The organism is Desulforhopalus sp., from assembly GCA_030247675.1.
Taxonomy (GTDB): Bacteria; Desulfobacterota; Desulfobulbia; order Desulfobulbales; family Desulfocapsaceae; genus Desulforhopalus_A.
The window spans coordinates 1-25,716 of record JAOTRX010000003.1; the positions used below are offsets into that span (position 1 = coordinate 1).

Genomic DNA, 25,716 nt, shown 5'->3' on the forward strand with positions numbered 1-25,716 from the left:
CAGCGGCAACAGCAGGAAGTCCAGCAGGTCCGGCAAAAGCAGGAAAGACAGCGCCAGCAGGAGGAAGATGGGCAGCGCCAGCAGGCTGAGGAACTGAAGCAGCGGCAGCAACAGGATGATAAGCGACGCCGGGAACAGGAGGTACAGCGGCAACAGCAGGAAGTCCAGCAGGTCCGGCAAAAGCAGGAAAGACAGCGTCAGCAGGAGGAAGATGGGCAGCGCCAGCAGGCTGAGGAGCTGAAGCAGCGGCAGCAACAGGATGATAAGCGACGCCGGGAACAGGAGGTACAGCGGCAACAGCAGGAAGCTCAACAAATCCGGCAAAAGCAGGAAAGGCAACGCCAGCAGGTGGAAGAAGCGCAGCGCCAGCAGGCCCAAGAGCTGAAGCAGCGGCAGCGCCAGGAAGATCAGCGCCGTAAGGAGCAAGAGGTACAGCGGCAGCAGCAGGAGCAGCAGGTTCGGCAAAGGCCGGATAAGCAGCGCCAGCAGCAGGAGGCGGCGGAGAATCAAGCCCAGCAGGAAGCAGCAAAGAAAAAGAGGAAAAAGCAGTTAGAGGAAGAGAGGCTCTTGGAGCAACAGGGAGAGCGAAAATAGGTTTGGCAACCGGCAGCGGCGGAACGCTGGGAGGTAAGCGCCTTTTTCCTGACGTTTCTACTTGACCTCTCTACGAATACGACTAAAGTAGAAGCCATTTGCTATAGCCGTTGGCAGCCGCAACCCAATCATCTACCTACACAATATTTTTGCAACAGGAGTTCCCATGAATAAAAGAATTATTACGAACCTCGCCCTGTCGGCACTTATGGTATCCTTTGTTTTCTTAGGCGCCGGTTGCGGCAAGAAAACAGTAATTCCACCGGAGGGTACCGGTGGCGATGCCGATGGCAAAAACATCAAATATCCCATGGCGGAGGGTGGCTTTTCCCAGGATAACCTGCCGCGGGTCGGCACCCTTGATGACAAAAACGCCCCTCTCGGCAGCTATGCCGATCAACAGTCCGATGAATTCAAGCGGTTACATGGACGCTGTTCCGAGGGCCTCTTCCCCATATACTTTGACTTCGATCAGGCTGGGGTTCGTGGGGATATGGAGTCGGTAGTGAACCGCGATGCTGAATATATCAAGTCTCATCCCGGTATCCGGGTGACCATTGAGGGCAATACCGATGACAGGGGTACCAACGAATACAACATGGCCTTGGGTGAGAGAAGGGCACTCAACGTGCAAAAGAAGCTCGTAATTCTGGGCATTGATGCACGCAATCTGCAGACCTTATCATATGGCGAGGAAAGACCGCTGTTCATTGGCCAGGATGAAAATGCCTACAGCGGCAACCGGCGTGTCGATCTGATAGCAAAGTAGTATTCTGTGAAAGGTCCGGCCCTGTCTCCTGTCGGGGCCGGATCTATTGTCCCCTCTTTCTCGCGACTTCTTCGAGAATTTTCCGTACCACGGTTTCAAGATTGATCTCTGTCGTGTCGATCAAAACAGCGTCGTCCGCCTTTTTCAGCGGGGCTACGGCTCGGTTTTGGTCATTATTGTCACGCTCACGAGTCAGGGCCAAAATCTCCTGGAGATTTGCAGTAACACCGTTTCTGGCCAGCTGGGCGACACGTCTTCTCGCCCTTTCCTCGGGTTTTGCGTCAAGGAAGAACTTATATGCGGCGTTCGGGAAAATGACCGTCCCGGTATCCCTGCCTTCGGCAACAATCCTGCCTTTGGTTCCATAGGCCTTTTGTATTTCGGAGAGAATGTCCCTGATTATCGGCAAGGCGGAAACCCGGGATGCGAGCATGGCCATTTCCGGCGTGCGGATGATCTGACTGACATTTTCACCATTAACAAAGACCCCGACATCACTCATCTCATCGGCCGCGGGCTGGAGCTCCAAGACGAAGGTTGTCATAGCTGCGGCAATGGCCTTATTGTTGTCGAGAGCCACGGCGTGGCGATCCAGATACCAGCCAACCGCCCGGTACATCGCTCCGGTGTCCAGATAGGCAAAACCCGTTGCTGCTGCCACCTTCCTGCTCACTGTCGATTTGCCAACCCCGGAAGGGCCGTCGATAGTAATGATTTCTATTTTTTCAGACATAGTTCAGCTCAACAAGACAGTCAGCCAGCGATCCGAGAAACCTCTTGTTCTCCTCTTCAGTGCCGACGGAAATCCGGATAAAATTGGTGAAACCATAGGCCCCCATCGGGCGGATAATGACGCCCTTGGCCAGCATGGCATGGTACAGGAGATCGGCATCGCCATGCACATCTATGAGAAAGAAGTTGGTCTGGGATGGATAACTTGTGCAACCCAGCTTATCTACCTCCTGTCTCAGGAAATTGAGGGCATCGGCGGTAAGGCGGAGGGTTCGTTCGTAGTATTCCTCATCCGCCAGGGCGGCAAGGGCACCGACCTGGGCCATTTGATTGATATTAAAGGGTTGCCGGACTTTTTGCAGGGTTGCGGCAATGCCCCTGGCCATTATCGCATAGCCGATTCTCAGTCCGGCCAGGCCATAGACCTTTGAAAAAGTGCGTAAAAAGACCACTGGGCAGCGGCCGGCAATATTGCGGACAAGGGAGTAGATATCCACTCGCTGCTGTTTGTCGGTATAATCGATATATGCCTCATCAAGGACAACGATTGTCGTCTCCGGGATATCGCTGAGAAACTGATACAACTCGACCGGGGGAATGATCGTTCCGGTCGGATTATTTGGATTATCGAGAAAAATAAGCCGCGTCTTGTCAGAAACCCTATCCTTTATCGAGGGCAGATCGTGGCGCATATCTTTGAGCGGTACGACGGAGTTTATCCCACCCCGAATCTGCACGAATTTGTGGTACATCAAGAAGGACGGATGACTGGTGATGACCTCATCCCCTTCCTGGATCAAGGCCTTCACCAGAAAATCAATAATTTCATTAGAACCGTTACCGAGGATGATCTCGGTAGTGTCCACTCCCAGCTTTTCGGCGAGGGCCCTGGTTAAACTGTAGCATGCGGCGTCCGGATACCGGTGTACATTCAGCAATTCAGAACGCATGGCCCGTACCGCCTTCGGTGATGGACCCCAGGGATTCTCATTTGAAGCAAGCTTGATCGAACCGGTTATCCCGTACTCCCGTTCCAACTCGTCAATGGGTTTGCCGGGAGGGTAGGGGATAATTGTCCGGATACATTCCGGGATGGTAATTTTCAATATGGCTCCTAAAGGTCCAGATCTCTTTTCCCGAGTTGCAGTGCCTGTTCAAGGTTGAAGCCGACTTTCAGCAGCACCTCCTCCTGAAAATGTGCTCCCTGCAACTGAACGCCAACCGGCAGGCCTGCCTCGGTGAAACCGCCGGGGACGGACATTCCCGGAATACCTGCAAGATTTGCGGAAAGTGTCAATATATCAGAGAGATAAACGGACAGTGGGTCATCCGCGTTCTCGCCCATGGGCCAGGCCGGCGTGGGAGTGACCGGCGAGACGAGGACATCACAGGCCGCAAAGGCCTTTTTAAAATCATTGAGAATGAGGGTTCGTACCTGCGATGCCTTCTTATAATAGGCATCATAATAGCCGGATGAAAGGGCATAGGTGCCGATGAGAATCCGCCGTTTCACCTCCGGGCCGAAGCCTTTGGAGCGGGAGCCCTTGTACATCTCAAGGAGGGTCTCGGCTTGTTTGTCACGGAAGCCATAATGCACGCCATCGTATCTCGCCAGGTTGGAACTGGCCTCGGAAGGCGCAATCAAGTAGTACACCGCGACGCAATATTCGGTGTGCGGCAAGGTAACCTCGACGATCTCCGCACCCCGATCCTTCAGGACCGCTATGCTGTTTTGCACAATGGCATGTACCTCGGCATTCAGTCCCTTTGTGAAATATTCCCGGGGAACACCGACCCTGAGACCTTTCAGGCCCTCAACGAGGTAGGCGGAATAATCAGGCACCGGTTGCTGCACCGAGGTGGAGTCCATCGGGTCATAGCCGCTGATCACATTCATCATCAGTGCGCAGTCGGCGACGCTTCGGCAAAGCGGGCCGACTTGATCAAGGGATGAGGCAAAGGCGGTCAAGCCATAGCGGGACACCCGGCCATAGGTTGGTTTCATGCCGACGATGCCGCACAGTGAGGCCGGTTGGCGGACCGATCCCCCCGTGTCGGAACCAAGGGAGGCAAAACACTCGCAGGACGCGACACCAACCGCCGAACCGCCCGATGATCCGCCGGCAACATAGCCTTTTTTCCAAGGGTTACGGGGTACGCCAAAGGCACAGGTTTCGGAGGTCGAGCCCATGGCGAATTCGTCCATGGTTGCCTTGCCAAGGATCACGGCTCCGGCATTCCGTACCTTCTCGACGACCGTAGCATCGTAGGGGGCGATATAATTCTCGAGAATCTTCGAACCGCAGGTCATCCTCTGGCCCTTGGTGGCGAGGAGGTCCTTGATGGACACGGGGATGCCGCAGAGCAATCCGGCCGAACCTTCCTGGCGCATTGCATCAGCGGCTGCCGCCTGCCTGAGCGCACCCTCACTGTCAACGGTGACAAAGGCGTGCAGGTCCTGATCAACTTCCGCGATTCTGGCCAGACAGCTTTCGGTGAGGGCAACGGCGGTGAGGTCACCCTTGTTCATTGCTGCGCAGGCCTCGGTAATGGTCAACTGATACGGCTTCATACAAAACCTCAAAAAGCAGGGAACTGATTGCCCCCTGCTTTGGTAAAGAAAAAAACGTAGTTAATATAGCTCAATCAATACTAAATAATTCTGGGGACGAGGAAAGTTTCGCCATCGTGTTGCGGGGCATTCATCAGGGCATCATTACGTGACAAGGATTCCTTGACAATGTCCTCACGAAAGGCGTTACAGACGGAGAAAACGTGTGATGTCGGCACAACCGCACTGGTATCCAGCTCGTCGAGTTTGTCAACATAGGAAAGAATGTTGTCCAGCTGGCCGGTCATTTGCTCGAGTTCTTCTTCGGTCAAGGTAAGCCTCGCCAGGTGGGCGACATGCTCAACCTGTTCTTTCGATATTTTCATTGCTATACACTCTTTGAAAATTAGGAATTGTGGTTTTTTTGAAAGGCCTTTTCCAGATATTCTTCCGAGAAGACACTCTTGGTAGGGGTGTAATCGGCAATACTCCTGGAAAAATATTCAACTATCTGTGGTTCAAACTGGCTTCCCGAGCAGCGGAAAAGCTCGGCAACCGCCTGCTCCATAGTCATGTTTTTGCGGTAGTTACGCCGCGAGGTCATGGCATCATAGCTGTCGACGACAATCAGGATCTTGGTCAGATCGTCGAGCTGGTCACCGGTGAGGCCGTCCGGGTAGCCCTTGCCATCCATGCGTTCGTGATGATGACGGATGATGAACTGCTCTTTTTTCATAAAGCCCAGGGGCTGGATGATGTTGGCGCCGACACTCGGATGCTTGCGGATCAGGACCCATTCTTCGTCGGTCAACTTGCCCGGTTTTTGAATACAGGAAAGATCGATAACCAGCTTGCCAATATCGTGAAATTGTGAGGCCCGTCTGAGGATGAGGATCTCACTCTCGCTCAGGCCCATGGCCTTGCCAAGCATCAGGGCATATTCGGTTACCCGCATGGTGTGGCCGGCGGTGTAATAATCCTTTTCCTCCATGGCGTTCTGCAGGCTGCTCATCAGCTGGACCGTGGCATTCTCCAGACTATTGCTATAGGAGAGGAGGAGTTTATTCTGTTCTTCCAGCTGCTTGGCCTTAATCTGGATGTCGTCTTCCAGGGCAGCTTTATACTGTCTTTCCTTGAGTACGTAACTTCTTTTTTCAATGGCCCGGCGGATTTTTACGTTAAAGATATCTAAGTCTTCAATGGGCTTGGTCAAAAAATCATAAGCCCCGAGATTGATGGCCTTTACCGCGTAGTCCATGGAACCGGCGCCGGTGAGGAAGAGGACCGGAACCTCATAGTTGAGTTCATTGAGCCGATCCATGGTTTCAAAGCCGTCCATGTCGGGCATATTGATGTCGAGGATTATGACATCATAACTGTCATCGACGGCGGCCAGGACCCCCATCCCGTCGGCCGCGGTGTCGACCTGATGACCGAACATCTCCAATATTTTCGATACGGTGGTGCGCACCATCGCATCGTCATCGGCGATTAATATTTTGGTGGAACCTTTGTTCAAAACAGTATCTCCATTTAGTCGCCACGTGCCAGGATTTATTTAGACTGTACATTTTTACAAATCATTTTGCAACTTCCCACACTTTTTTATACCGGGCCTGCAAGGCTCTGGAAATCATGGTGCAGGGCTTCTGGGCAAGGTGATTTCAAGGCGGTAATTTGGGGTGGAATGTATGCCTTGTGGGGTAGTGCTAGAGGAGTCGACGAAAGGAAGATGCCTTGATGACGGCGACGACCTCACTGCCGACGGTAAGATCCAGCTCGCGCACTGATTCCGGGACGATCTGGGCGATCAGCCGCTTCTCGCCGCAGGCCAGTTCGACGCCCACCCGGTTGTTTACGCCAAAGATATCGACCACCCGGCAGGCCAGGAGATTGCGGGCACTGGTCGCCTCCGGATGTCGCTTGAAGAGGACGATATCGCGGGCGTCCAGTTCGAAAAGGTTTTCGGTACCTTCGCCTTTTTCAGTCAGAATCAGCCGGTTATCGCCCCATTGGTAGGCATGCAGATCCCCGGCCATCGACGGCCTGCCAAGATTGAGCATGTTGAGGTAGCCACCCGTTTCCATGCTGTTGCGAGCAAGCATCTCGGTGCTGAGAGCTGCCTGCAACTTGCCCTGGCGAAAGGTCAGCACCTCATCGGTCATCAGGCGCATCTCCCGCAGGGAGTGGCTGATAAAGAGAAGGGGAATGGCAAACTCGGCAAAGGCCTTTCGCAGGTAGGGGATAATCTGGTATTTCAGCTCTTCGTCGAGGCCGGTGAGCGGCTCGTCCATGAGAATCAACCGCGGACAGGCAAGGAGGGTACGCCCCAGTGCCACCCGCTGGCGTTCGCCACCGGAGAGTCTCCCGACACTGCGCAGAAGGAGGTGATCGAGGTTCAGGACATCGATCAGGGTCTCGGTGTCAATGCGCCGTTCTGAGGCCTTGGTCCGCTTCCAGCCATAAAAAAGATTGGCCCGGACATCCATGTGGGGAAAGAGGTGGGCATGTTGAAATACCACGCCGATGCGCCGCTGTTCCGGCGCCATGTTTATGCCGGCGGCACTGTCAAAGAGGGTGTCGCCGGCCAGACGGATGGTTCCGGAGTCGGGGGTAAGAAGACCGGCGAGGAGGTGCATCAGGGTGGATTTGCCGCTGCCGGAGGGACCGAAGATGCCGCAGCGTCCCGTAGAAAGCGAGAAGGCGGCGGAAAAGTGGAAGTCGCCGTGTTGTTTTTCTACCGAAACGTCAAGATCCATCTCTATTTCCTCCTAAAATTGCGGTTGACCGTCTCGCTCAAGAGGAGAATGGCAAACGACAGGGCAATAGAGACCAGGCACAGATTCATGGCCATCCGATCGCCACCCGGGGTGTTGGTATATTCATAAATGGCTAACGGGATGGTCTGGGTCACCTCTGGAATGTTGCCGGCGAGGAGGATCGTTGCACCGAATTCGCCGAGGCTGCGGGCGAACATCAGGGTCATTCCGGCCAAGATCGCCCGACCGCAGAGTGGCAGGGTGATGGTAAAGAGAGCATCCCACCAGCCGGCACCGAGGGTTCGTGCTGCCAGCAGACAATTTTCGTCGATACCTTCCAGGCCGAGACGAATGGCACGAACGAGGAGCGGAAAACCGACGACGGCAGAGGCAATGATCGCCCCCGACAGGGTGAAAATGATCCTGAGATCGAGCTTCTGGAGAAGGGGGCCGAAGAAACCGTGCTGCCCGAGCAGCATGAGCAGCAGGTAGCCGACCACCACCGGCGGCAGGACCAGGGGCAAATTGACCAGCCCTTCCACGAGGGCCTTGCCCGGTATCCGTGAAAACGCCAGGAAATAGGCAACGGCAAAACCGAAAGGGGTGGCGATCAAAGTTGCGCTGCAGGCTACCTCAATCGACAGCCGGATGGCTTGCAGGTCTTGGGGTGACAGAATTTCCATAGCTCGTGATAATGGTTGTACCTTATTGAGGTTTCGTTTCGAATCCGTACTTCTCCAGGATGGATTTGCTTTCAGGGCCGGTGAGGTAGGTGAAGAAGGCCTTGGCCTCGGCACGCGCAGCACCTCTATCGGTCATCATCATCGGATAGGCAATGCGGTCATGAAGGTTTGCCGGAATGGTGAGGAGGATCGCCGCATGTTCGGCGAGCAGGGCGTCGGTTCTGTAGACCATGGCGCCGTCGACCTCGCCGCGATCGGCGTAAAGCAGGGCCTGACGGACGTCTTGGGCCATTACCAGCTTCTTGTTGGTTTCGAGGGCCTCATAGATACCGGCGGCGCGCATCGCTTGCATTGCATAGGCACCGGCCGGAACGCTTGCCGGGCTGCCGATGGCGATGCGCTGTAGCCCCTGCAGATCGGCAAGGGAGCCTACTGCCAGGCCTTTTTTGCCGACGAACACCAGGCTGTTATAGGCAAGGATATGGTGCATTTCAGCCTTGCCTTTATCCTCCTGCAGCAGATAGTCGGTCCATTTCCCGTCGGCAGAGACGAACAGATCGGCCGGTGCGCCCTGGACAATCTGTTTGGCCAGTGCCCCGGATGCGCCAAAATTGGTGACAACCACCGTGTCCGGCGCAGTCTGTTTAAAGCCGCTGATAATATCCCGGAAGGCATCTTTCAGGCTTGCCGCCGCCGACACGTGGATTTCCCCGGCATTGACTGACAGCGCGGCCAGGTGGATGAGAAGGAGAAGAGTAGCCAGGATAGCCATCGTTTTTTTCATGAGATCGTCCTTTGGAAAGCTTGTTTTTTCAGCAATTTACCGCCAGCAGCACACTTGAGGCCTTGAAGATCGCCGCTACTTCCATGCCGGGAGCAAGTTCCAGCCTGCGGATGCTCTCGCTGGTATTGATCGCCGTCACCGTACTACCACCGGGCAGGTCGATGATTACCTCGTCGTTGACGACTCCCGGGACAATTCGTGCCACCTTGCCGGTCAGGACATTGCGGGCGGAAATGCTTTGCCGGTTAATGTCTCGTCCCAGCAGCACCGATGGCGCCTTGACCAGGGCCAGCACCTCGGAGCCGGGCTGCAGTCCGAGACGGAGAACGCTGTTGTCGGTGATTACTGCCACCACCGTATCCCCGCCTTTCAGAGCAACCTCGACGACGCTGTTCACCGCGCCTTTGTCAATTTTTGTAACGGTTCCGGCCCAGACGTTTCGAGCACTTATCTTCATTTCAAATCTCCTTAGGGCCTTCAGGGCGGACAGGGCGCCTTCCTGTTGCCCATCAAAAAAATCGGCAAAGCCTGCTAATTCCCGGCGCAGCAGGGCCGCCTGGCTGATCAGATTACGGCCCTCCTCAGTGAGGATCGTGCCGCCGCCGCCACTGCCGCCGACCTGCCTGATAATCAAGGGTTTCGCCGACAGGTTGTTGAGGTTTTCGATCTTTTCCCAAGCCGATTTGTAGCTGAGCCCGGCTGCCTTAGCGGCGCGATTTATCGAGCCGCATCTGTCGATGTGTTCGAGAAGCGACAGCGCGGCATTCTCCTCGCCCGACCATCCGAGGATATGCTGGAGGGTTTGTGATATCGGCGACATGTATTCTCCAATAGTTTTTTAAAAAAGCAGAGTAGTGCGTTATTCGAAAAACGAATAGCGCAATCGCTGTAACCTTGCAACTAGTAATTCCAAAATGCATGCCAGGTTGGATAGATATTCGATCTGTCGGCGGTTGTTTTGATTAACTATTTGAAACTAAAATGAATGTGTGGCAGATCAGGCAGTGAGGAGTAGCGTCGGTACTGAAGGAACGGGGTTAGTGCAGAAGGTTTCCGACAAAAATGTCGCCAAGCTACCGTCGGAGAGGTTCAAGAGTGGGGGCAGCAAGGATACTCCCCCCGGCACATGTCGCACACAAGCCGGATTATTTGGCTTCGTGATAATCCTGCTCGGCATTGACATCCCAGATGGCGTTCTTCGATGTCTCGCCCTTGATGATGTTTTCGACGGCAACCATGGCGGTGAGCATGGAATGATCGGTGTTGTTGTAGCGGTGCATGCCGTTCCTGCCGATGAGAAACAGGTTCTCCAGAGAGTCGGTGTAGGCCCGCAACTCGTCAAAGCGGTCGTAGGTGCCAAAGTAGGCGGGGTAGGTCTTCGGCACCCGAAGAATGGTGGCATCGATGACGTCGGCCCGGTTGATAATGGCGATCTTTTCCAGCTCACCGATGGCAAAGGTGATGAAGTCTGCGTCGGATTTTTGCCACAGCTGGTCGCCTTCGTTGCAGAAATACTCCAGGCCGATCCAGACGTTTTCCCGCTCGGCGACCAGATACGGGCTCCAGTTGTTGAAAATCTGTAACCTGCCGATCTTGACATCGTTTTCCTGGATATAGATCCAGTTGTCCGGGACGATGTTGCTGATGGTTTTCCGGTCGGTATCGTTTTGCAGCAGGAGTTTATTCAGGAGAAGTCCGACGGTGATGAAATCACGGTACACCAGACCCCGGGCGATGGTCTGCACCTGGCCCGGGACTTTCTCAGGCGGCATTGCCGCTACCAGCTCCTTGATCGGCATAGTGGAGAAAAGATAGTCGCAGGGCAGAGTGGTTTCCTCTCCGGTGGCGCTGTTACGGACGGTGAGTGACGTCACCCGGCCATCGGTAATATCGATGCCGACGGCAGTGCGCTGCATATGCAGTTCCCCACCCATCTCGACGACCTGCCGTGCCACCTCTTCCCACAGTTGTCCGGGCCCGAGTTTTGGATAGAGAAATCTCTCGATCAGCGAGGTCTCGGTGCTGCTCTGATGAATGCTGTCGTCGCGGCGAAAGATACTGCGTACGGCGTGGACGAGGCTGGCGGTGATCGATAAGCCCTTGATTCTCTGGGCGCCCCAGTCGGCCGGGATTTCCTGGCAGGGGACCCCCCAGACCTTTTGGGTATAGTCTTTAAAAAAGGTGGCGTAGAGCTCCCGGCCGAAGCGGTTGATAAGAAAGTCTTCAAGGGTCTTCTCGTTGCGCACCGGCTTGAGATTGACTGCAAGATAGGTCCAGCCGATCTTGATGATTCTGAACAGGCCGAGATTTTTAAAGGTGTTCCATTTCAGGGAGATCGGGTAGTCGAAGAAGGCGCGGAGAAAAAAGATCCGCGACAGGCGGTTGCGGATGAGCATGACCTTGTCGATCTTCTCCGGATCGGCGCCGGTGTTGGTGGTGGCGAAGGGAAGGTCGCGGCGGAGGAGCAGGTCGTCATAAGCCGGTTTTTCCTGCAGGGGCATGATGCTTTGCCACCAGGTCATGACCCTTGCCGATTTGGAAAAGAACCGGTGTCCACCGATATCTATCCGGTTTCCTTTGTAATTGACGGTCTTTGAGATCCCACCGATGTCGGCCGAGGCCTCAAAGATGACCGGGTGAATGTCGGTATGTTTCAGGAGTTCGTGGGCGGCCGTCAGTCCTGCCGGTCCGGCGCCGATGATGAGGGCGATCTTTTTCTTCATGCCGTTGCGCTTTCTTTGTTGTCGGATGGTTGGGGTGCCGCCCTGGAGATGAGCAGCATGCTTGTAGTTGTTATCAGGAGAAAAACTGCTGACGCCAGGATCAGGGTCGGGGTACTTAGCCAAGGCGGATGGATGGAGGCAATCTTTGCCAGGGCGCTCCAGCTGGTATCGCCGCCGCTGTAGAAGGTGATCATGGTGCACAGGCCGCGGATATCGGCGTAGAGATAGGTGGCAATGAGGGCGGCGGCGGTGAACAGGCCTATGGCTTTTGACCAGCGGCTGGCGCTGTCGAAAATAAAGATCAGCAAAAACGGCATGCCGCCGCAAAGATACCAGGGATTGCTGGTGGCCCTGCCCGGTCCCCATGCAGCCAGGCATTGCAGGTAATGCCAGGAAATCGCGGCACTAATAGAAAGACAAAAGAGCAGGCAGAGCAGGGAGGTTTCGGTGGCGATGAAGCCCTTTTTGCGGGTCACAAAGAGTCGATATATCCAGGCGAGCATTGCCAGAGAACCCAGGGCCAGGGAGATATTTTTGATATTATGGACTTTCAGAAAACTCCAGCCCCCGGTCCAGATTGCATCCCTGAGCCAGAGGGTGTAGACATCGGTGAAGACATTCGAGGTCAGAGCGAGTTTCAGGATGGCGGCCAGGCCGATATTCTTTTCTTTATTGATGATGGCTTCCTGCATGAAAAAGAGGGTGCCGTAGTGGTCGAGATTAAAACGCAGGTGTTCCCAGAGGACGGCGACGGCAAGAAGCAGGGAAAGGGTGAGAAAGAGCAGCAGTCTGCCGAAGGTGATTTCTTTTTTCCAATAGGCAAGACACAGGCAGCACACCCAGAAGGGCAGCAGGGCGGTGCTTGTTGATTTCGCCCAGCAGGAAAGGCCGATAAGGATTCCGGCGCAGGCGACGAAGGGGAGCCGGGCCCGTAAACCGGGCAGAAGGGCGATTATCACCACCAGGCAACCGGTGAGGATTGCCAGGGCATCGTTGGCAACCCGCACGGAATTGAGGAGAAACAGCGGATGTGCAGCCAGCAGCAGGGCCATGAGGGCGGCGGCCCGTTTGTCCGGGGTGATCCGGCCGATCAGCCAGAACAGTGCGGCAAGAGTGAGGGTGGCAAAGATACAGTTGATGGCGCGAAGGGCGGCAAGGGTATCCCCTATGCCTGCGCCCGCGGCACCGTCAACAAGGGCTACGACCGGCGTCATCAGCCAATAATACAGCGATCCGTGTTGCGCCTGGTAGAGGGTGATATCGGGATGATCCGCCCGGTACTGGGGCGGTTGTGAACCGCTTCGGAAAGAGTCGGCGTATTCGAGTGCTCCGGTTTTTGCCGTTTGTTCAGCCATATATTTTGAGACCGGAAAGGTGACGATATCGCGGAGGAGATCACGGGAAACCCAGTCTTTATGCATTACCGGCCTTGTGTGACTTTTTTCCAAGTGGACAATATAGGCGAGATGCTGGTATTCGTCCCAGCCCTCAAAGGGCGGCAGTACGGCCATGTACACAATTCCCTTCAGGAAAAAGGCGAGAAGCAGGAGAAAGCAGAAGCCGCGCCAATTATGGACGGGGGAGAAGTATTTCATGGTGCTCCGAAAGGGAGGTCGCGCTGCAAATTGGTTTATTACAGGATTTTTTGAGAATATTGGCAAGAAACAGCGTATGTTGGCCGCGCACACAGGCTGCTCAAAATATGTGGGCAAAGCTACTCTTTTGAGTGGCATTATGCAATTTTTTTGTAGTCCGGCAACCTGGTGATGGACTACCCTTGTACCTTCGCGGCAATTCAGCGCCTGAACGGCAAACTGTTCGCATGTTCTTCCCGGCGTCCCCATTGGTATCATCGGTTGCCGCGGGAGGATAAAGATGGGGCCGGCGTCTGTAAGAAGCCGGTGGGCAACACTACACACTCCATAGGAATACGTATGACACCGGCAATCAACGCCGCCAAAAAGGCAAAAATTTCTTATACCGTGCATACCTACGTGCACGATCCGTCCGCCGATTCGTATGGCAGGGAGGCGGCGGAAAAGCTCGGTATCGCCCTGGAACGGGTTTTTAAAACCTTGGTTGTCGAACTTGACGGCAAGAATCTGGCGGTGGCAGTCATTCCGGTGTCCACCCTGCTCAGTATGAAGCAGATTGCCAAGGCGGCGGGGGTCAAAAAGGCGGCGATGGCCGATACGGCGGCGGTGGAGCGAAGTACCGGCTATGTTCTCGGCGGCGTCAGTCCGCTCGGGCAAAAAAAACGCTTGCCGACCCTGATCGATTCTTCGGCCAAGGCCCAGTCGACCATCTTCGTCAGTGCCGGGCGGAGGGGCTTGGAGATTGAGCTGAGACCTGCGGATTTGGCGACGCTTACCGGTGCCGCCTTTGCCGCCATCGCCGAGACCCGCTGAGGGAATAGGAAGAAGATACTCCGGGATGAAAAGGCGGCCCGGACAGACAGTCTCGGCTATCTGCCCGGGCCGCCCGGATATTTATGCAGCCGTTGTCGGGCTGTCGGCCTGATCGGCTGGATCCTCGGGCTTTGGCGGATGAGAATCGTGCGGGGCAGTAATAGTTCTGATCAGTTTTGTCGGCAGTTTGGCAAAGGCACTTATCACCGCCATGAGCAGGGCCGCTAGGTAGGGAATCGACTGTACCAGTAACACCACGATCCACACCAGGGTATCAGGCGGGGGGTCGACGTCTTGTGCCCGAATCAGGGCGTAGGCGCCGAGCAACAGGGCAAGGGCAATCATCCCTTCCTCCCGGGCCGACTGCAGGGCATACCAGAATGGCCGGCCTTCCGCCTTCTTCGGGGTGCGGAAAAAGGGCAGGCTCTTCGACACCACGCCAAAGAGAATGGCCTTGGAGATGGTATGCGAGAGGGCAAGGCCGGCCACTGCCGAAGCGAGGGTCTGGCTGATGGTCGCCTTGACCCGGCCGCGGTACAGGTAGAACATCTTCGCCATCTTAAAGACGAAAAAGGCAAGGGGCACCGCTGACAGGATAATCATCGGCGGATCAACCTGGCGGGGGAAGTGGAGCATGCCGATGGACCAGCCCAGCGCCGCCAGGGTAAAGATCAGGTTGATGCTGTCGGCCATCCAGGGCAGCCAGCCGGCGATGAAGTGATAGCGCTGGCCATAGGTCAGCCGGCTCTGGTTGCGCCACTGCAGGGCCTTGGCATGATGGCGGATAATCTGCACCGCCCCGTAGGCCCAGCGGTAGCGCTGCTTTTTAAAATCGATAAAGGTGTCCGGCATGACCCCGCGGCCATAGGTCTTGGCGATATACAGGGCCTCATAGCCCTTTTCGAAGATCCGCAGGCCCAGTTCGGCGTCTTCGGTGATACACCATTCCGCCCACCTGCCTACCTCCTCCAGCACCGATTTGCGTACCATGGTCATGGTGCCGTGCTGAATGATGGCATTGCGCTCATTACGGGTGACCATGCCGATATAGAAAAAGCCGCGGTATTCGGCGTAGCACATCGCCTTGAACAGATTCTCGCCGTCGTCCCGGTAGTCCTGTGGCGCCTGGATGATGGCGACCTCCGGGCGCAGAAACTGGGGCACCAGATCACGCAGCCAGTTGGGGGAGACCATGTAGTCGCTATCGATTACCGCTACCACCTCAGCCTCCGGCGCGGTCTTGGCCAGGGCGTAATTCAGGGCGCCGGCCTTAAAGCCGGCCAACTGTCCCTCGTGAAAGAAACGGAAACGCGGTCCAAGGGTCTTACAATGGGCCTCTACCGGCTGCCAGACCGCCGGATCCTTGGTGTTGTTGTCGATGACGATGACCTCGAAGGCCGGGTAATCGAGGAGTGCCAGGGCATTGAGGGTTTCAATCATCATGTCCGGCGGTTCGTTGTAGGCCGGGACATGGATCGACACCACCGGCAGCTGTTCGTCCTTGACGTCCATCGTTTTAAAGCTGCGCCTGCCCGAATTTGCCCAGATTGCCTCCGCCCATTCATGGGCCTCGGCAAGAAGGACAATAACGACTCCGATGATGCCTATGAGCATGAGTATGCCGACGATCATCATCGATATGGTCAGATATTGCTGGGTGTAGCTGTAGACGATCCACACCGCGCCGGTTGCGGCGATAAAGGCAATGGAGGCGAGAAAACCCCGGCCGCGCTTGCGGAGGGTGGTGCTGTCGATGAGCAGGAGGGCGAAGGTGATGATGGCTATCACCAGGGTAATGCCGGCGAGGACCCGCCATTCCGGGACCTCGACAATGGGCGAGGTGAAGGGGAATTTGGCATTGCGCTCCGCATCGTAGACCCCCCAGTAGGCGCCGACCGAGCCCTCACTGGTCCGCTTCCACGGCTGGTCGAAGGCCTCCATAATGTAATAGGTGTAATTGAGTTCCTCGGCGCGCTTGAGGAAGCGGCGGAGAAAGGTGGCCTCATTGAATGGCGAGGCCACGGCGGCCTTGCGGGTGCGTCCGTTCGATGGCCAGCCGACCTCGGTTATGACCACCGGCAGCTTGGGGAAGGTCTTTTCGAGCTTGTTGACATGCTCGACAACATAGTCAACCGCCTTGTCGAGGTGCACGCCCTCCCAATACGGCAGCATATGAGTAGCGACGAAATCGACATGAGCCGCCAACTGCGGGTAGTGCAGCCAGATGTGCCAGGGTTCGGCGGTGCTGACCGGTACATCGACCGCATCGCGAACCCGGTCGAGGTATTTACCAAGTTGCTCCGGCGTCGTCTCACCGCGGAGTAATGACTCGTTGCCGACGATGACGCGGATGACGTTGCGATAGTTTTCCTTTGCCAGACGGATGACGGTTTCGATCTGCCGGTCATTTTCCTCAAGGTCCTTGTCAAGCCATGCCCCCAGGGTGACGTTCAGTCCGTATTTCTGGGCCATGGCCGGAATCTCGGCGAGGACACCCTCGGTGGTGTACAGGCGTATGGCATAGGTTTTGTCGGAAACCAGCTTCAGATCGGATTCGATCTCGGCTACGGTCGGCAGGTTGTGGGCTGATTGATCGTTCCAGGCCTGCATCGGTGAAAAGGAAAAACCCTGGATGCGTTTCGGCCAGGGCGGTTCCGATTCTTGCCGGTTCAACAGTGCCCAGAAACTGATCGAAACCACTGCGATGGCAATGCAGATGAGAAAATTTGCTCTCGTCATAGTGCTGTATTGGTCGATTCCGGCAGAGAAGATGCAGGATCAGGAGAAAAATTGGCAGGATAAGTGAGGTTGGCAGCCGTTAATAAATCATTCAATGTACTTTCAAGTCTATAAAGGAGCAGATCCTGCCCGCGCACACGGGCAGGATCTGCAGATCTTTGAAACGCGGTCCCGGCCGTCCCGCCAATCTGTAGATGGGGGTCTATCGGCATGGAACGGCGACAGCAAAAACAGCCACCGGGTCGCATGGTGTGGAAATCTTAACCATAAGGGCATAATTCGTTTGAGCAGACAAATTGCCCAATTCAGCTTTATAATACTCGAATTCCGGGAGCTTGAGCAATGGATTTCGAGGAGTCTTGCGCATTCCTGGTGCGACAAAGTAGCAGAGGTCTGGCGGGACTCCCGGTGCCGATGCTATCGCCGCAATGTTCGCAGCAGACTTTGCGATGGCAGTCCATCCGGGGTGATTCCGGCCTGTTCCTGGAAGCTTTTGATCGCCTTTTCGGTCGCCGGGCCAAGCTGTCCGTCGACATTGCCGATGTACAGGCCGCGCTGCAGCAGCCGCTGCTGCAATTCAAGCTTTTCCTCGGCGTTAAGTGAACCGGCCGGCCGTGGCCAGGCCTTGACTAGGAGGCCGCCGCTTCCGGCAAGTCGGTCCGCCAGGATGCCGACGGCCAAGGCGTAGGAGTCAGAATTGTTGTAGCGTTTGATGACGGAGAAGTTGTTCAACATCAGGAACACCGGCCCTCCCGGCCCGGCCGGAAGCTTCAACATGGCCTTTTCTTCCGACTTTGCGATACTTCCGCCGTCGGCACGCTTAAAGCCAAGCTTGGCCCATTCGCTGAGCGTCTTGCTTTCTTCCCGTAATTTTTCACCACCCGCCGGCATCGCCACCTCATAGCCCCAGGGTCTGCCTTTCTGCCAGCCATTTGACTTGAGGAGGTTGGCTGCGGTGGCAAGGGCGTCGGGAACGGAGTTCCAGATATCACGGCGTCCGTTGCCGTCCATATCGACGGCGTAGGCCAGATAGCTGGTGGGGATAAATTGGGTGTGGCCCATGGCCCCGGCCCAGGAACCCATGAGGTGGGCCCGGCCGATCTCCCCGGTCTGGAGGATTTTCAGGGCGGCGGTCAGTTGTGTCCGGGCAAATTTGCTTCTTTTCGGGTCGCCGTAGCCAAGGGTGGCAAGGGCTAAAGGCACATAAAACAGGCGTTCAGGCTGCTCGAGGATCGCCCCGTAATTCGACTCCAGCGACCAGATTGCCAGAAGCACTGATTGGTCAACGGCGAATTTTTGCTCGACGGCGGTGAGGGTTGCGGCATTGACCTGGGCCATCTTCCGGCCCTTGTCAATTGCCAAAGGGTTGACCCGAGCGTCAAGATAATCCCAGATCTCGGTGGTAAACTCCGGCTGAAATTTTGCCCGTTCCAGCACTACCTCTTCAGGCTCGTCAACACCGGTGAAGGCGAAATCCAAGGTGTTGCGGCGGATGCCCTCTTTTTCCGCGGCCAGGCGGAAGTCATTCAGCCATTGCTTGAAACCGGCATCGGCGGCGGATGCCGGCGCGGTGCCCGAGAAACCAAACATTACAATCAAGGCGACAAACACTATCAGTATTTTGCGAAGTACCATCTTCAGTCATCCTCATCTTACGGTTAAATTTTTTCAGCAATCGCTCTGTGGCTATTATTGCCACCGGTGTTGGGACTTGCCTGCCATCTCTTTAGCAGAGTTGGTGAATTTTTCCCAGCCAAATAGCCCCGGGCGGAGTGCTTGATGCGATATTCCACCTTTATCTGTCCTTTCGGTTGAGGATTGGTAATTGCAAAACCGGGACTTTTCGAATAGTTTCCTGCCACCATGGATCTTCTCTCTACGATCACCGGGGCGCCGGGCCTTCCTGCACTTTTTTTGCTGAGTTTTCTTGCGTCGACGGTCCTGCCGATTGGCTCGGAGTGGCTGCTGGTTCTGTTGATCGTCGAGGGAACTTCGCCGGCTCCTGTGGTTTTGACTGCAAGTATCGGCAATTTTCTTGGTGCCTATACCACCTACCTCATCGGCTTTTACGGGGTTGATTTTGTTATGGGTAAGGTCCTGCGCATCAGCGATAAGCAGTTGGCCAGGCCGAAAGAGATCTATGGAAGATACGGGATATGGTCGCTGCTGCTCAGCTGGCTGCCGGTGATCGGTGACCCTCTGTGTCTGCTGGCCGGCCTCTTTAAGACCCGCTTTGGCCACTTTGCACTCTTGGTTTTTGTTGGCAAATTTTCACGATATGCCGCCGTCGCCTGGCTGACCTTGGCGGGGGCAGGAGAATAACACCCTATGAAATCGGCTATCCTTCACCCTATGTATGCGATCTTCGGCGACTGGAGCAGGGACCTTCCGGTCGTCTGCGGTCCGGGGTGCAGCGCTTGCTGTACCCAAAATGTCACCATCACTGCCAATGAGGGTGAAGAAATCCTTCGCTATATCGTCGCCGAGAATCTGGCTGACTGGCTTATCGAAAGGCTCGCCCGGCCAATCAGCCACCGCCCGGCGACGATGACTACCAACGAATTCGCCGCGGCCTGTCTGGAAGGCCAGGAAGTTGATCCTGGTGACCACGGCAATACCGCTCCTTGTCCCTTCCTTGAGGAAAATCTCTGCCGGATCTATCCGGTCCGGCCCTTTAGCTGCCGGGTCTTCGCCTCGATGAAGCGCTGCTCGGCCTGGCAAACGGCCTTGGTTCCCGATGCCTATTTTGAGGCGGCTACGGCGGTGACGCAGCTCGTCGAACATGTCGGCCAGAAGGAATATTGGGGAAATATGCTCGATGTTCTACCGGCCCTTCTCGATATCAGCCTGTTTCGAGAGATCGGCGACCGTCTTGGGCAAAACCTGGTGGTAGCGGCCCGGCTGCGCACCCTCACCGCCAAACCCTTGCCCGGCTTTCTCCTTTCCGAGGAAGGTGACGGCAAGATAACCCAACTTCTCGAGGACATTTTTTCCTGCCAGGTGGATGGCCGCCGGCTGGAGGATATCCTCAACGGTAAGTAATTCCTTTTGCGGCTCAGAGGCCGGTTGCGGCGGGCTATTTGCCGCTCCATTATTGTGTTGTGAAATATCCCAGAATCTCCGCTGTTTTTCTCGCCGCCGCGAAGTTTTCTGTTTCAAAAAACAGGCCGGATTGCTATAGTGCAGGCCATGAAAAAATCAAATAATACCAAACGAACCAAGTTTATTTTTGTCACCGGCGGTGTACTCTCCTCGCTCGGAAAAGGGTTGGCCTCAGCAGCGATCGGAGCGCTTCTCGAAAGCCGCGGACTCACCGTGACCTTCCAAAAGCTTGATCCCTATATCAATGTTGATCCCGGCACCATGAACCCCTTCCAGCATGGGGAGGTGTATGTCACCGATGACGGTGCCGAGACCGATCTTGACATGGGCCACTACGAGCGTTTTACCTCGGCGATCATGGCCCAGAAGAACAACTACACCTCGGGACGCATCTACTACTCAGTCATAACCAAGGAAAGGCGCGGCGAATATCTCGGTGGCACGGTGCAGGTCATCCCGCATATCACCGATGAGATCAAGAACGCCATCCTCCAGCTCGACGGCAGCGCCGATGTGGCGATCATCGAGATCGGCGGTACCGTGGGCGATATTGAAGGACTGCCGTTTATCGAGGCAATCCGCCAACTGCGCGGCGACCTGGGCCGGGAGTACACCCTCTTTATCCACCTGACCCTCGTGCCCTATATCAAGACCGCTGGTGAGGTGAAGACCAAACCGACCCAGCATTCGGTGCGCGAGCTGCGGGCCGACGGCATCCAGCCGGATATCCTCGTCTGCCGCACCGAGGTGCCGCTCGACAACGGTTTGAAAAGTAAGATCAGCCTGTTTTGTAATGTTGCCCAGGATGCGGTCATCACCGCCATTGATGTGGCGACCATCTACGAATTGCCCCTGCATCTCCATAACGAGGGTCTGGATACTAAAATTCTCGAACTCCTCAATATCTGGACCGGTGCACCGAACATCAAACCCTGGGAAGATCTGGTGCATACCATCCGCAATCCCAAAAACGAGGTCACCATTGCCATCACCGGTAAATACGTCGATCTGACCGAATCCTATAAGAGCCTGCACGAGGCCCTGGTACACGGCGGCTTGGCCAACGGCACCAAGGTGCGCCTCGAATATATCAGCGCTGAAGACCTGGAGTCGAAGAATGTTGCCAGCCTCCTCGAGGGCTGCGACGGTATCCTGGTGCCTGGCGGCTTTGGCAAACGCGGGGTTGAGGGGAAAATCAAGGCAATCAATTACGCCAGGAAGAATAAGGTGCCGTTTTTCGGTATCTGCCTCGGTATGCAGCTGGCGGTTGTCGAATTTGCCCGGGACGTCCTCGAACTGCCCAGGGCCAATTCCACCGAACTCGATGAGTTTACCCCCGATCCGGTTATCTATCTGATCAAGGAGTGGTTCGACTACCGGGCCAACAAGATGCAGATTCGCGACAAGGAGTCGGATCTCGGCGGCACGCTCAGGCTGGGCGCCTATCCCTGCGTCCTCAAAGAGGATTCCAATGCCTTCCGCGCCTACGGCGTAGGGGAGATCTCCGAACGGCATCGCCACCGTTTCGAATTCAACAACGACTACCGGCCGGCCCTGGAGAAAGGCGGGTTGACCATCTCCGGGACATCACCTGACAATAATCTCGTTGAGATCGTTGAGATCACCGACCATCCGTGGTTCCTCGGCTGCCAATTCCATCCGGAGTTCAAGTCGAAACCGATGAAACCGCACCCGCTGTTCCGGGATTTCATCAGTGCCGCCCTTGTCCAAAAACAGAGGGGCTAGGCAAATGGTTGCGATTGCCGTTGCCATTGACACCCCGAATGGTACGCCGCTGATTGTCGGCTCCGGTCAGCCCCTGTTGCTCATCGGTGGCCCCTGCGCCCTCGAATCAGAGGAGCTGGCGAGGGTCGTTGCCGGAACTATGCAGGAAATCTGCGGCCGACTGGGGATTTCCTACGTCTTTAAGGCATCTTTTGACAAGGCCAACCGAACCTCGCTGAGTTCCTACCGCGGGCCCGGCCTGGTCGATGGTCTGGCGACCCTTGCTAAGATCCGCCGGGAATTCCAGGTTCCGGTCATCTCCGACATCCACGACATAACCCAGGTTGCTGCAGCGGCCGAGACCCTTGATATCCTGCAGATCCCGGCCTTTCTCTGCCGGCAGACCGACCTCCTGACTGCCGCTGCCAAAACCGGCAAGCCGGTAAATGTCAAAAAGGGCCAGTTCGTCTCTCCCTGGGACATGGAAAATGCCGTGACCAAGATTCGCGGTGCCGGCGGCAGCAAGGTCATGCTGGTCGAACGCGGTGCCAGCTTTGGCTACAATAACCTGGTCGTCGACATGCGCTCCCTGCCGGTCATGCGCTCTTTCGGCTGCCCGGTGATCTTTGACGCCACCCACTCGGTGCAGCTTCCCGGCGGTGCCGGTGGCAGTTCAGGCGGCCAGAGAGAGTTTATCGGCCCCTTGGCGCGCGCTGCGGTTGCCGTGGGCGTTGACGGCCTGTTTCTTGAGATTCATCCGGACCCGGATAAGGCCCTCTGTGACGGCCCCAACTCCATCCCCCTCCATGAGGTTGAGGCACTTCTCCGGCAAATCCTCCGGGTGCGGGACGCGGTCAGCTGATCATGGCCGACCAGTGTTCGTCAACCAGTGCTGGCTATCCCTCCGACTGTGAGGTCATGGAAGGCTACCGGGCCATCGCAAGAGACAAGGCCCGCCGGGACAGTGATCCCCAGCGTCTCCGTGCCCTGGCCAAGGCTAAAGATATCCGCCTTCTTCTTCTTGATGTCGACGGTGTGCTCACCAACGGCAGCCTGCTCTACAGCAATAGCGGCGAAGAAAGCAAGTCCTTCAACACCCAGGACGGTTTCGGCATCCGTCTCCTCCGCGAGGGGGGCATCGACGTCGGGGTAATTACCGCTCGGCAGTCCGAGGTGGTTGCCAGACGGGCCGGTGAATTGAAGATGCGCTACATCTATCAGGGGATGCCGAACAAGGGCGAGGCCTTTAAGGAGATTATGAAGGCCTCCGGGCTCCGCCCTTTCGAGATCGCCTATATGGGCGATGACTGGCTCGATCTGGTTCTTCTCCAGCAGGCCGGATTGGCCATTGTCCCGGCCAATGGCGTTCGCGAGGTGAAGGAGGTTGCCCATTTTATCTGTGAGCGGCCGGGTGGGGCGGGCGCGGTGCGCGAGGCCTGTGACCTCATCCTCGAAGCCAAGAATCTTTTGGCGGAACTCCTGCAAAAGTACCGAAGCCGATGAAATATCACCGCAATACCATCTGGCTGGTGCCGCTGGCCTTTTTAGTGACCTTTCCCCTGTGGAGCGGCCCCGTCGGCGACTTTCTCACTCCCCGCGGCGGATTTGATCCGAACATCAACAAGGAAAGTGATGAGCATCACAATTTCACCATGCAGACGGTGACCATCCTGCAAAACCAAAAAGGCAAAGATACCGCGGTGATCCAGGCGGCAAACGCCCGAACCAAGGAAGACGATCTGGAGGTGGTCATTCTCGACAAGGTCAAGGCGGAGGTTTTTGACGACAACGGCCGGGTCACCGAGATCGCCTCGCAAAGCGGGGAATATAATATGGTCAATAAGATGCTCACCCTGGCCAAGGATGTGGTGGTCAATAAAACAGAGGACAAGCAGTTCCTCTATACCGACCTGCTCTACTACGACAGCGACAAACGCACGGTCAACTCGCCGGGCAAGACCACGATGAAAAGCGAAAGTGCCGAGATCGTCGGCGGCAGTCTCGATTACGACATCAACACCCAAACCTATGTTGTCGGCAATAAAGTGAAGTGTCTGATACAAGGTTTCATCTCGCCTTAATTCGTGCGCATTCCTCCACCAGAGCCCCATCCTCGCCGAGACACCAGCGGACATTGACATCCCAGAGCAGCATGCCGAACCGGCTGCGGGTCTTCTTCTGACTGGCCGGACGGGGGTCATGGCCGATCATCTCCCGGATAAGCTGCAGGATGTCCCTGCCGGTTTCCCTGCCATAGGCGGCACAGAAGGCGCTGGCCTCCGTGCTGAAAGTGATCGTCACCGTCGGCTGCTCGCCGTGGGCGTAGCCGCAGGAGGCTGAGCTCAGACAATCACTGTACGGAATATAGGGTTTAATGTCGACAACCGGCGTACCATCGAGGAAATCTACGCCGGAAAGATCGAGAAACAGCCTGCCCTTTTCCCTGGCAATAGCGACCAGCCTGACCGCCGACAGGCCTAAGTGATTGGGCCGGTGCGGGCTGCGACTGGCAAAGATGCCGACCCTTTTTTTGCCGCCGAGCCAGGGCGGACGAACCGTCGGCTTCCAGCCTTCGGCAAGGGTCTGATGGAAAAGAAAGTGTACCCAGATATGGGAAAACTGCTCGAGTCCCCGAACCATCTCTTCCCGGTTATAGGGGGGCAGGAGCTCAAGCCGCGCCGTTGCCGCCGGGACCATCCCCGGTTGCCGGGGGATACCAAACTTCTCGGTAAAGCAGGAATGGATGATGCCAATCGGCTCAATCCGTATCGGAAGGGGGAGGGTACTTGGTTCCTGGCCCACGGGATCTTGACTCCTTTTTCAGCTGTTCAGGGTAGTGCTCGCCTGCTTGATTGAGATGGAAAATACAGGCCGTAGTCACTCTTCATATACCACAAACCAAGGGGTCATGGCACAATGACGTGCATCCTTGAGCGGAACGGCGCAGTGCTATTAACTTGCCGGAAACGGCTGTCCTGTGGTATCAGTCTGGCAAACAAGGTTTACCCATCATCACCGGACGGCAGGATGGCCGCTGCCGGGATTTCCCCATAAAGAGGTAGAAAGGAACAATGAAAGTAGGAATCATAGGCTTACCCCAGACCGGCAAGAAGACCCTTTTTCAGATCCTGACTGGCAATCAGCTGCGTGAACAGGCCGGACCGGTCAAGCCGGTGCCGGGCACTGCCGAGATACTTGACCCGCGTTTTGATAAATTGGTGGCCATGTACCAGCCGCACAAGAATGTCCGGGCGAGGGTTGATCTGGTGCTGTTGCCGAAGATGGAGCAGGAGAACATCGCCAAGGGGGACATCTTCAAGGAAATTGCCGATGTGGATGCCCTTTGCCATGTCGTTCGCGCCTTTGCCGATGAGGCCATTTACCATTCCGAGGGCTCCGTCGATCCGATCAGGGATGCGGAGATGGTCAACGGCGAGCTGCTCATGCACGACCAGATCTTTGTGGAAAAGCGCATCGAACGGATTGAACTGGCGCTGAAAAAGATCAAGGATGAAAAGCAGCAGAAGGAACTGGAGTTGATGCGGCGGATGCAGGGACACCTGGAGGAGGAAAAGCCGCTGCGCCTCATGGAGCTGAATGAGGAAGAGGAGTTCCTGGTCCGCAGCTATCCGCTTATCACTCGCAAGGAGCTGATCCTCGTCTTCAATGTCGGGGAGGATCAGCTGGGCAATAACGACCTGCTTGAAAAGATGGCGGGGAGGTGTCAGGCCGCGAAAATGGAGGCAATGCTGGTCTCGGCCCAGGTCGAATCGGAGATCGTTCTTCTCGACACGGAAGAGGAGAAGGCGGAGTTCCTGCGTGACCTCGGTATAGTCGAGCCGGCCTTGGGGACCATGACTAAATTATGCCTTAAGTCACTTGGTCTTATCTCGTTTTTTACCGTCGGCAAGGACGAGGTCAGGCAATGGCTGGTGCGCAAGGCCTCCCCGGCACCTGTCGCTGCCGGGGTCATTCACTCCGATCTGCAGCGCGGCTTCATCCGCGCCGAGGTGATGAAGTACGATGAACTGATCGAACACGGCAGCGAGGCCGAGCTGAAAAAGGCCGGAAAGATGTATCTGCAGGGGAAAGACTACATCGTCGGCGACGGCGATATCCTCAACATCCGTTTCAAGGTGTGACGCAA

Annotated in this window: 24 protein-coding genes; 9 read left to right on the plus strand and 15 right to left on the minus strand. The window is 56.1% G+C overall.

What is annotated here, in order from left to right; translation table 11 throughout:
* Nucleotides 1-510: hypothetical protein (locus OEL83_07310; GenBank protein ID MDK9706845.1), on the minus strand; the 510-nt coding region annotated here is incomplete at its 3' end.
* Between the two features lie 250 nt (nucleotides 511-760).
* Here OEL83_07310 and OEL83_07315 point away from each other — a divergent pair.
* Nucleotides 761-1,363: an OmpA family protein gene (locus OEL83_07315; protein ID MDK9706846.1), complete on the plus strand. Its 603-nt coding sequence runs from the start codon at nucleotides 761-763 to the stop codon at nucleotides 1,361-1,363.
* Between the two features lie 43 nt (nucleotides 1,364-1,406).
* On the opposite strand, the gene cmk is transcribed toward OEL83_07315, so the two are convergent.
* From cmk to OEL83_07370, 11 genes are all read right to left on the minus strand, one after another.
* Nucleotides 1,407-2,096: a (d)CMP kinase gene (cmk, locus tag OEL83_07320; GenBank protein MDK9706847.1), complete on the minus strand. Its 690-nt coding sequence runs from the start codon at nucleotides 2,094-2,096 to the stop codon at nucleotides 1,407-1,409.
* On the minus strand, nucleotides 2,089-3,201 hold the full coding sequence (gene hisC, locus OEL83_07325) for a histidinol-phosphate transaminase (GenBank protein MDK9706848.1): 1,113 nt from the start codon (nucleotides 3,199-3,201) through the stop codon (nucleotides 2,089-2,091). The genes cmk and hisC overlap by 8 nt, the downstream gene beginning before the upstream one ends.
* A gap of 8 nt (nucleotides 3,202-3,209) precedes the next feature.
* Nucleotides 3,210-4,667, minus strand: a complete 1,458-nt coding sequence (gatA, locus tag OEL83_07330; GenBank protein MDK9706849.1) for an Asp-tRNA(Asn)/Glu-tRNA(Gln) amidotransferase subunit GatA — start codon at nucleotides 4,665-4,667, stop codon at nucleotides 3,210-3,212.
* Nucleotides 4,668-4,747: 80 nt separating this feature from the next.
* Nucleotides 4,748-5,032, minus strand: coding sequence for an Asp-tRNA(Asn)/Glu-tRNA(Gln) amidotransferase subunit GatC (gene gatC / locus OEL83_07335; GenBank protein ID MDK9706850.1), 285 nt, complete (start codon nucleotides 5,030-5,032; stop codon nucleotides 4,748-4,750).
* A gap of 20 nt (nucleotides 5,033-5,052) precedes the next feature.
* Nucleotides 5,053-6,165, minus strand: a complete 1,113-nt coding sequence (locus OEL83_07340; protein MDK9706851.1) for a response regulator — start codon at nucleotides 6,163-6,165, stop codon at nucleotides 5,053-5,055.
* 190 nt (nucleotides 6,166-6,355) lie between these two features.
* The gene (modC, locus tag OEL83_07345; GenBank protein MDK9706852.1) at nucleotides 6,356-7,405 is read right to left on the minus strand and encodes a molybdenum ABC transporter ATP-binding protein; all 1,050 of its coding nucleotides are present in this window, start codon (nucleotides 7,403-7,405) and stop codon (nucleotides 6,356-6,358) included.
* Nucleotides 7,406-7,407: 2 nt separating this feature from the next.
* Complete coding sequence (gene modB, locus OEL83_07350; protein ID MDK9706853.1) at nucleotides 7,408-8,088, minus strand: molybdate ABC transporter permease subunit; 681 nt, start codon at nucleotides 8,086-8,088, stop codon at nucleotides 7,408-7,410.
* Between the two features lie 22 nt (nucleotides 8,089-8,110).
* Nucleotides 8,111-8,872 carry a molybdate ABC transporter substrate-binding protein gene (gene modA / locus OEL83_07355; GenBank protein MDK9706854.1) on the minus strand — a complete coding sequence of 254 codons (762 nt, stop codon included), beginning with the start codon at nucleotides 8,870-8,872 and terminating at the stop codon, nucleotides 8,111-8,113.
* A gap of 28 nt (nucleotides 8,873-8,900) precedes the next feature.
* On the minus strand, nucleotides 8,901-9,692 hold the full coding sequence (locus tag OEL83_07360; protein MDK9706855.1) for a TOBE domain-containing protein: 792 nt from the start codon (nucleotides 9,690-9,692) through the stop codon (nucleotides 8,901-8,903).
* A 325-nt stretch (nucleotides 9,693-10,017) separates the two neighbouring features.
* Complete coding sequence (locus OEL83_07365) at nucleotides 10,018-11,595, minus strand: NAD(P)/FAD-dependent oxidoreductase (GenBank protein ID MDK9706856.1); 1,578 nt, start codon at nucleotides 11,593-11,595, stop codon at nucleotides 10,018-10,020.
* A complete protein-coding gene (locus tag OEL83_07370; GenBank protein MDK9706857.1) occupies nucleotides 11,592-13,190 on the minus strand; it encodes a hypothetical protein in 1,599 nt (532 codons plus the stop codon). Before OEL83_07370 ends, OEL83_07365 begins: the two co-directional genes overlap by 4 nt.
* Before the next feature lie 339 nt (nucleotides 13,191-13,529).
* Between OEL83_07370 and ybaK the strand changes: the two genes are divergently transcribed.
* Nucleotides 13,530-14,003: a Cys-tRNA(Pro) deacylase gene (gene ybaK / locus OEL83_07375; protein ID MDK9706858.1), complete on the plus strand. Its 474-nt coding sequence runs from the start codon at nucleotides 13,530-13,532 to the stop codon at nucleotides 14,001-14,003.
* 81 nt (nucleotides 14,004-14,084) lie between these two features.
* On the opposite strand, the gene OEL83_07380 is transcribed toward ybaK, so the two are convergent.
* Entirely contained in the window at nucleotides 14,085-16,742 is a 2,658-nt protein-coding gene (locus tag OEL83_07380) for a glycosyltransferase (GenBank protein ID MDK9706859.1), read from the minus strand.
* 417 nt (nucleotides 16,743-17,159) lie between these two features.
* Complete coding sequence (locus tag OEL83_07385; GenBank protein MDK9706860.1) at nucleotides 17,160-18,377, minus strand: lytic murein transglycosylase; 1,218 nt, start codon at nucleotides 18,375-18,377, stop codon at nucleotides 17,160-17,162.
* 228 nt (nucleotides 18,378-18,605) lie between these two features.
* On the opposite strand from OEL83_07385, the gene OEL83_07390 reads away from it, so the two are divergent.
* The 6 genes from OEL83_07390 (at nucleotide 18,606) to lptC (ending at nucleotide 23,650) form a co-directional block, all read left to right on the plus strand.
* On the plus strand, nucleotides 18,606-19,064 hold the full coding sequence (locus OEL83_07390) for a DedA family protein (GenBank protein ID MDK9706861.1): 459 nt from the start codon (nucleotides 18,606-18,608) through the stop codon (nucleotides 19,062-19,064).
* Nucleotides 19,065-19,070: 6 nt separating this feature from the next.
* Nucleotides 19,071-19,784 carry a YkgJ family cysteine cluster protein gene (locus tag OEL83_07395; GenBank protein MDK9706862.1) on the plus strand — a complete coding sequence of 238 codons (714 nt, stop codon included), beginning with the start codon at nucleotides 19,071-19,073 and terminating at the stop codon, nucleotides 19,782-19,784.
* Nucleotides 19,785-19,931: 147 nt separating this feature from the next.
* Nucleotides 19,932-21,590, plus strand: a complete 1,659-nt coding sequence (locus OEL83_07400; protein ID MDK9706863.1) for a CTP synthase — start codon at nucleotides 19,932-19,934, stop codon at nucleotides 21,588-21,590.
* Between the two features lie 4 nt (nucleotides 21,591-21,594).
* Nucleotides 21,595-22,431 carry a 3-deoxy-8-phosphooctulonate synthase gene (gene kdsA, locus OEL83_07405; protein ID MDK9706864.1) on the plus strand — a complete coding sequence of 279 codons (837 nt, stop codon included), beginning with the start codon at nucleotides 21,595-21,597 and terminating at the stop codon, nucleotides 22,429-22,431.
* 2 nt (nucleotides 22,432-22,433) lie between these two features.
* Nucleotides 22,434-23,072, plus strand: a complete 639-nt coding sequence (locus OEL83_07410; protein MDK9706865.1) for an HAD hydrolase family protein — start codon at nucleotides 22,434-22,436, stop codon at nucleotides 23,070-23,072.
* Entirely contained in the window at nucleotides 23,069-23,650 is a 582-nt protein-coding gene (lptC, locus tag OEL83_07415) for an LPS export ABC transporter periplasmic protein LptC (GenBank protein MDK9706866.1), read from the plus strand. The genes OEL83_07410 and lptC overlap by 4 nt, the downstream gene beginning before the upstream one ends.
* Here lptC and tsaA read toward each other — a convergent pair.
* Entirely contained in the window at nucleotides 23,637-24,371 is a 735-nt protein-coding gene (tsaA, locus tag OEL83_07420; GenBank protein ID MDK9706867.1) for a tRNA (N6-threonylcarbamoyladenosine(37)-N6)-methyltransferase TrmO, read from the minus strand. The genes lptC and tsaA overlap by 14 nt on opposite strands.
* A gap of 269 nt (nucleotides 24,372-24,640) precedes the next feature.
* Here tsaA and ychF point away from each other — a divergent pair, with 269 nt between their 5' ends.
* The gene (ychF, locus tag OEL83_07425; GenBank protein MDK9706868.1) at nucleotides 24,641-25,711 is read left to right on the plus strand and encodes a redox-regulated ATPase YchF; all 1,071 of its coding nucleotides are present in this window, start codon (nucleotides 24,641-24,643) and stop codon (nucleotides 25,709-25,711) included.
* The last annotated feature ends 5 nt before the right edge of the window (nucleotides 25,712-25,716 follow it).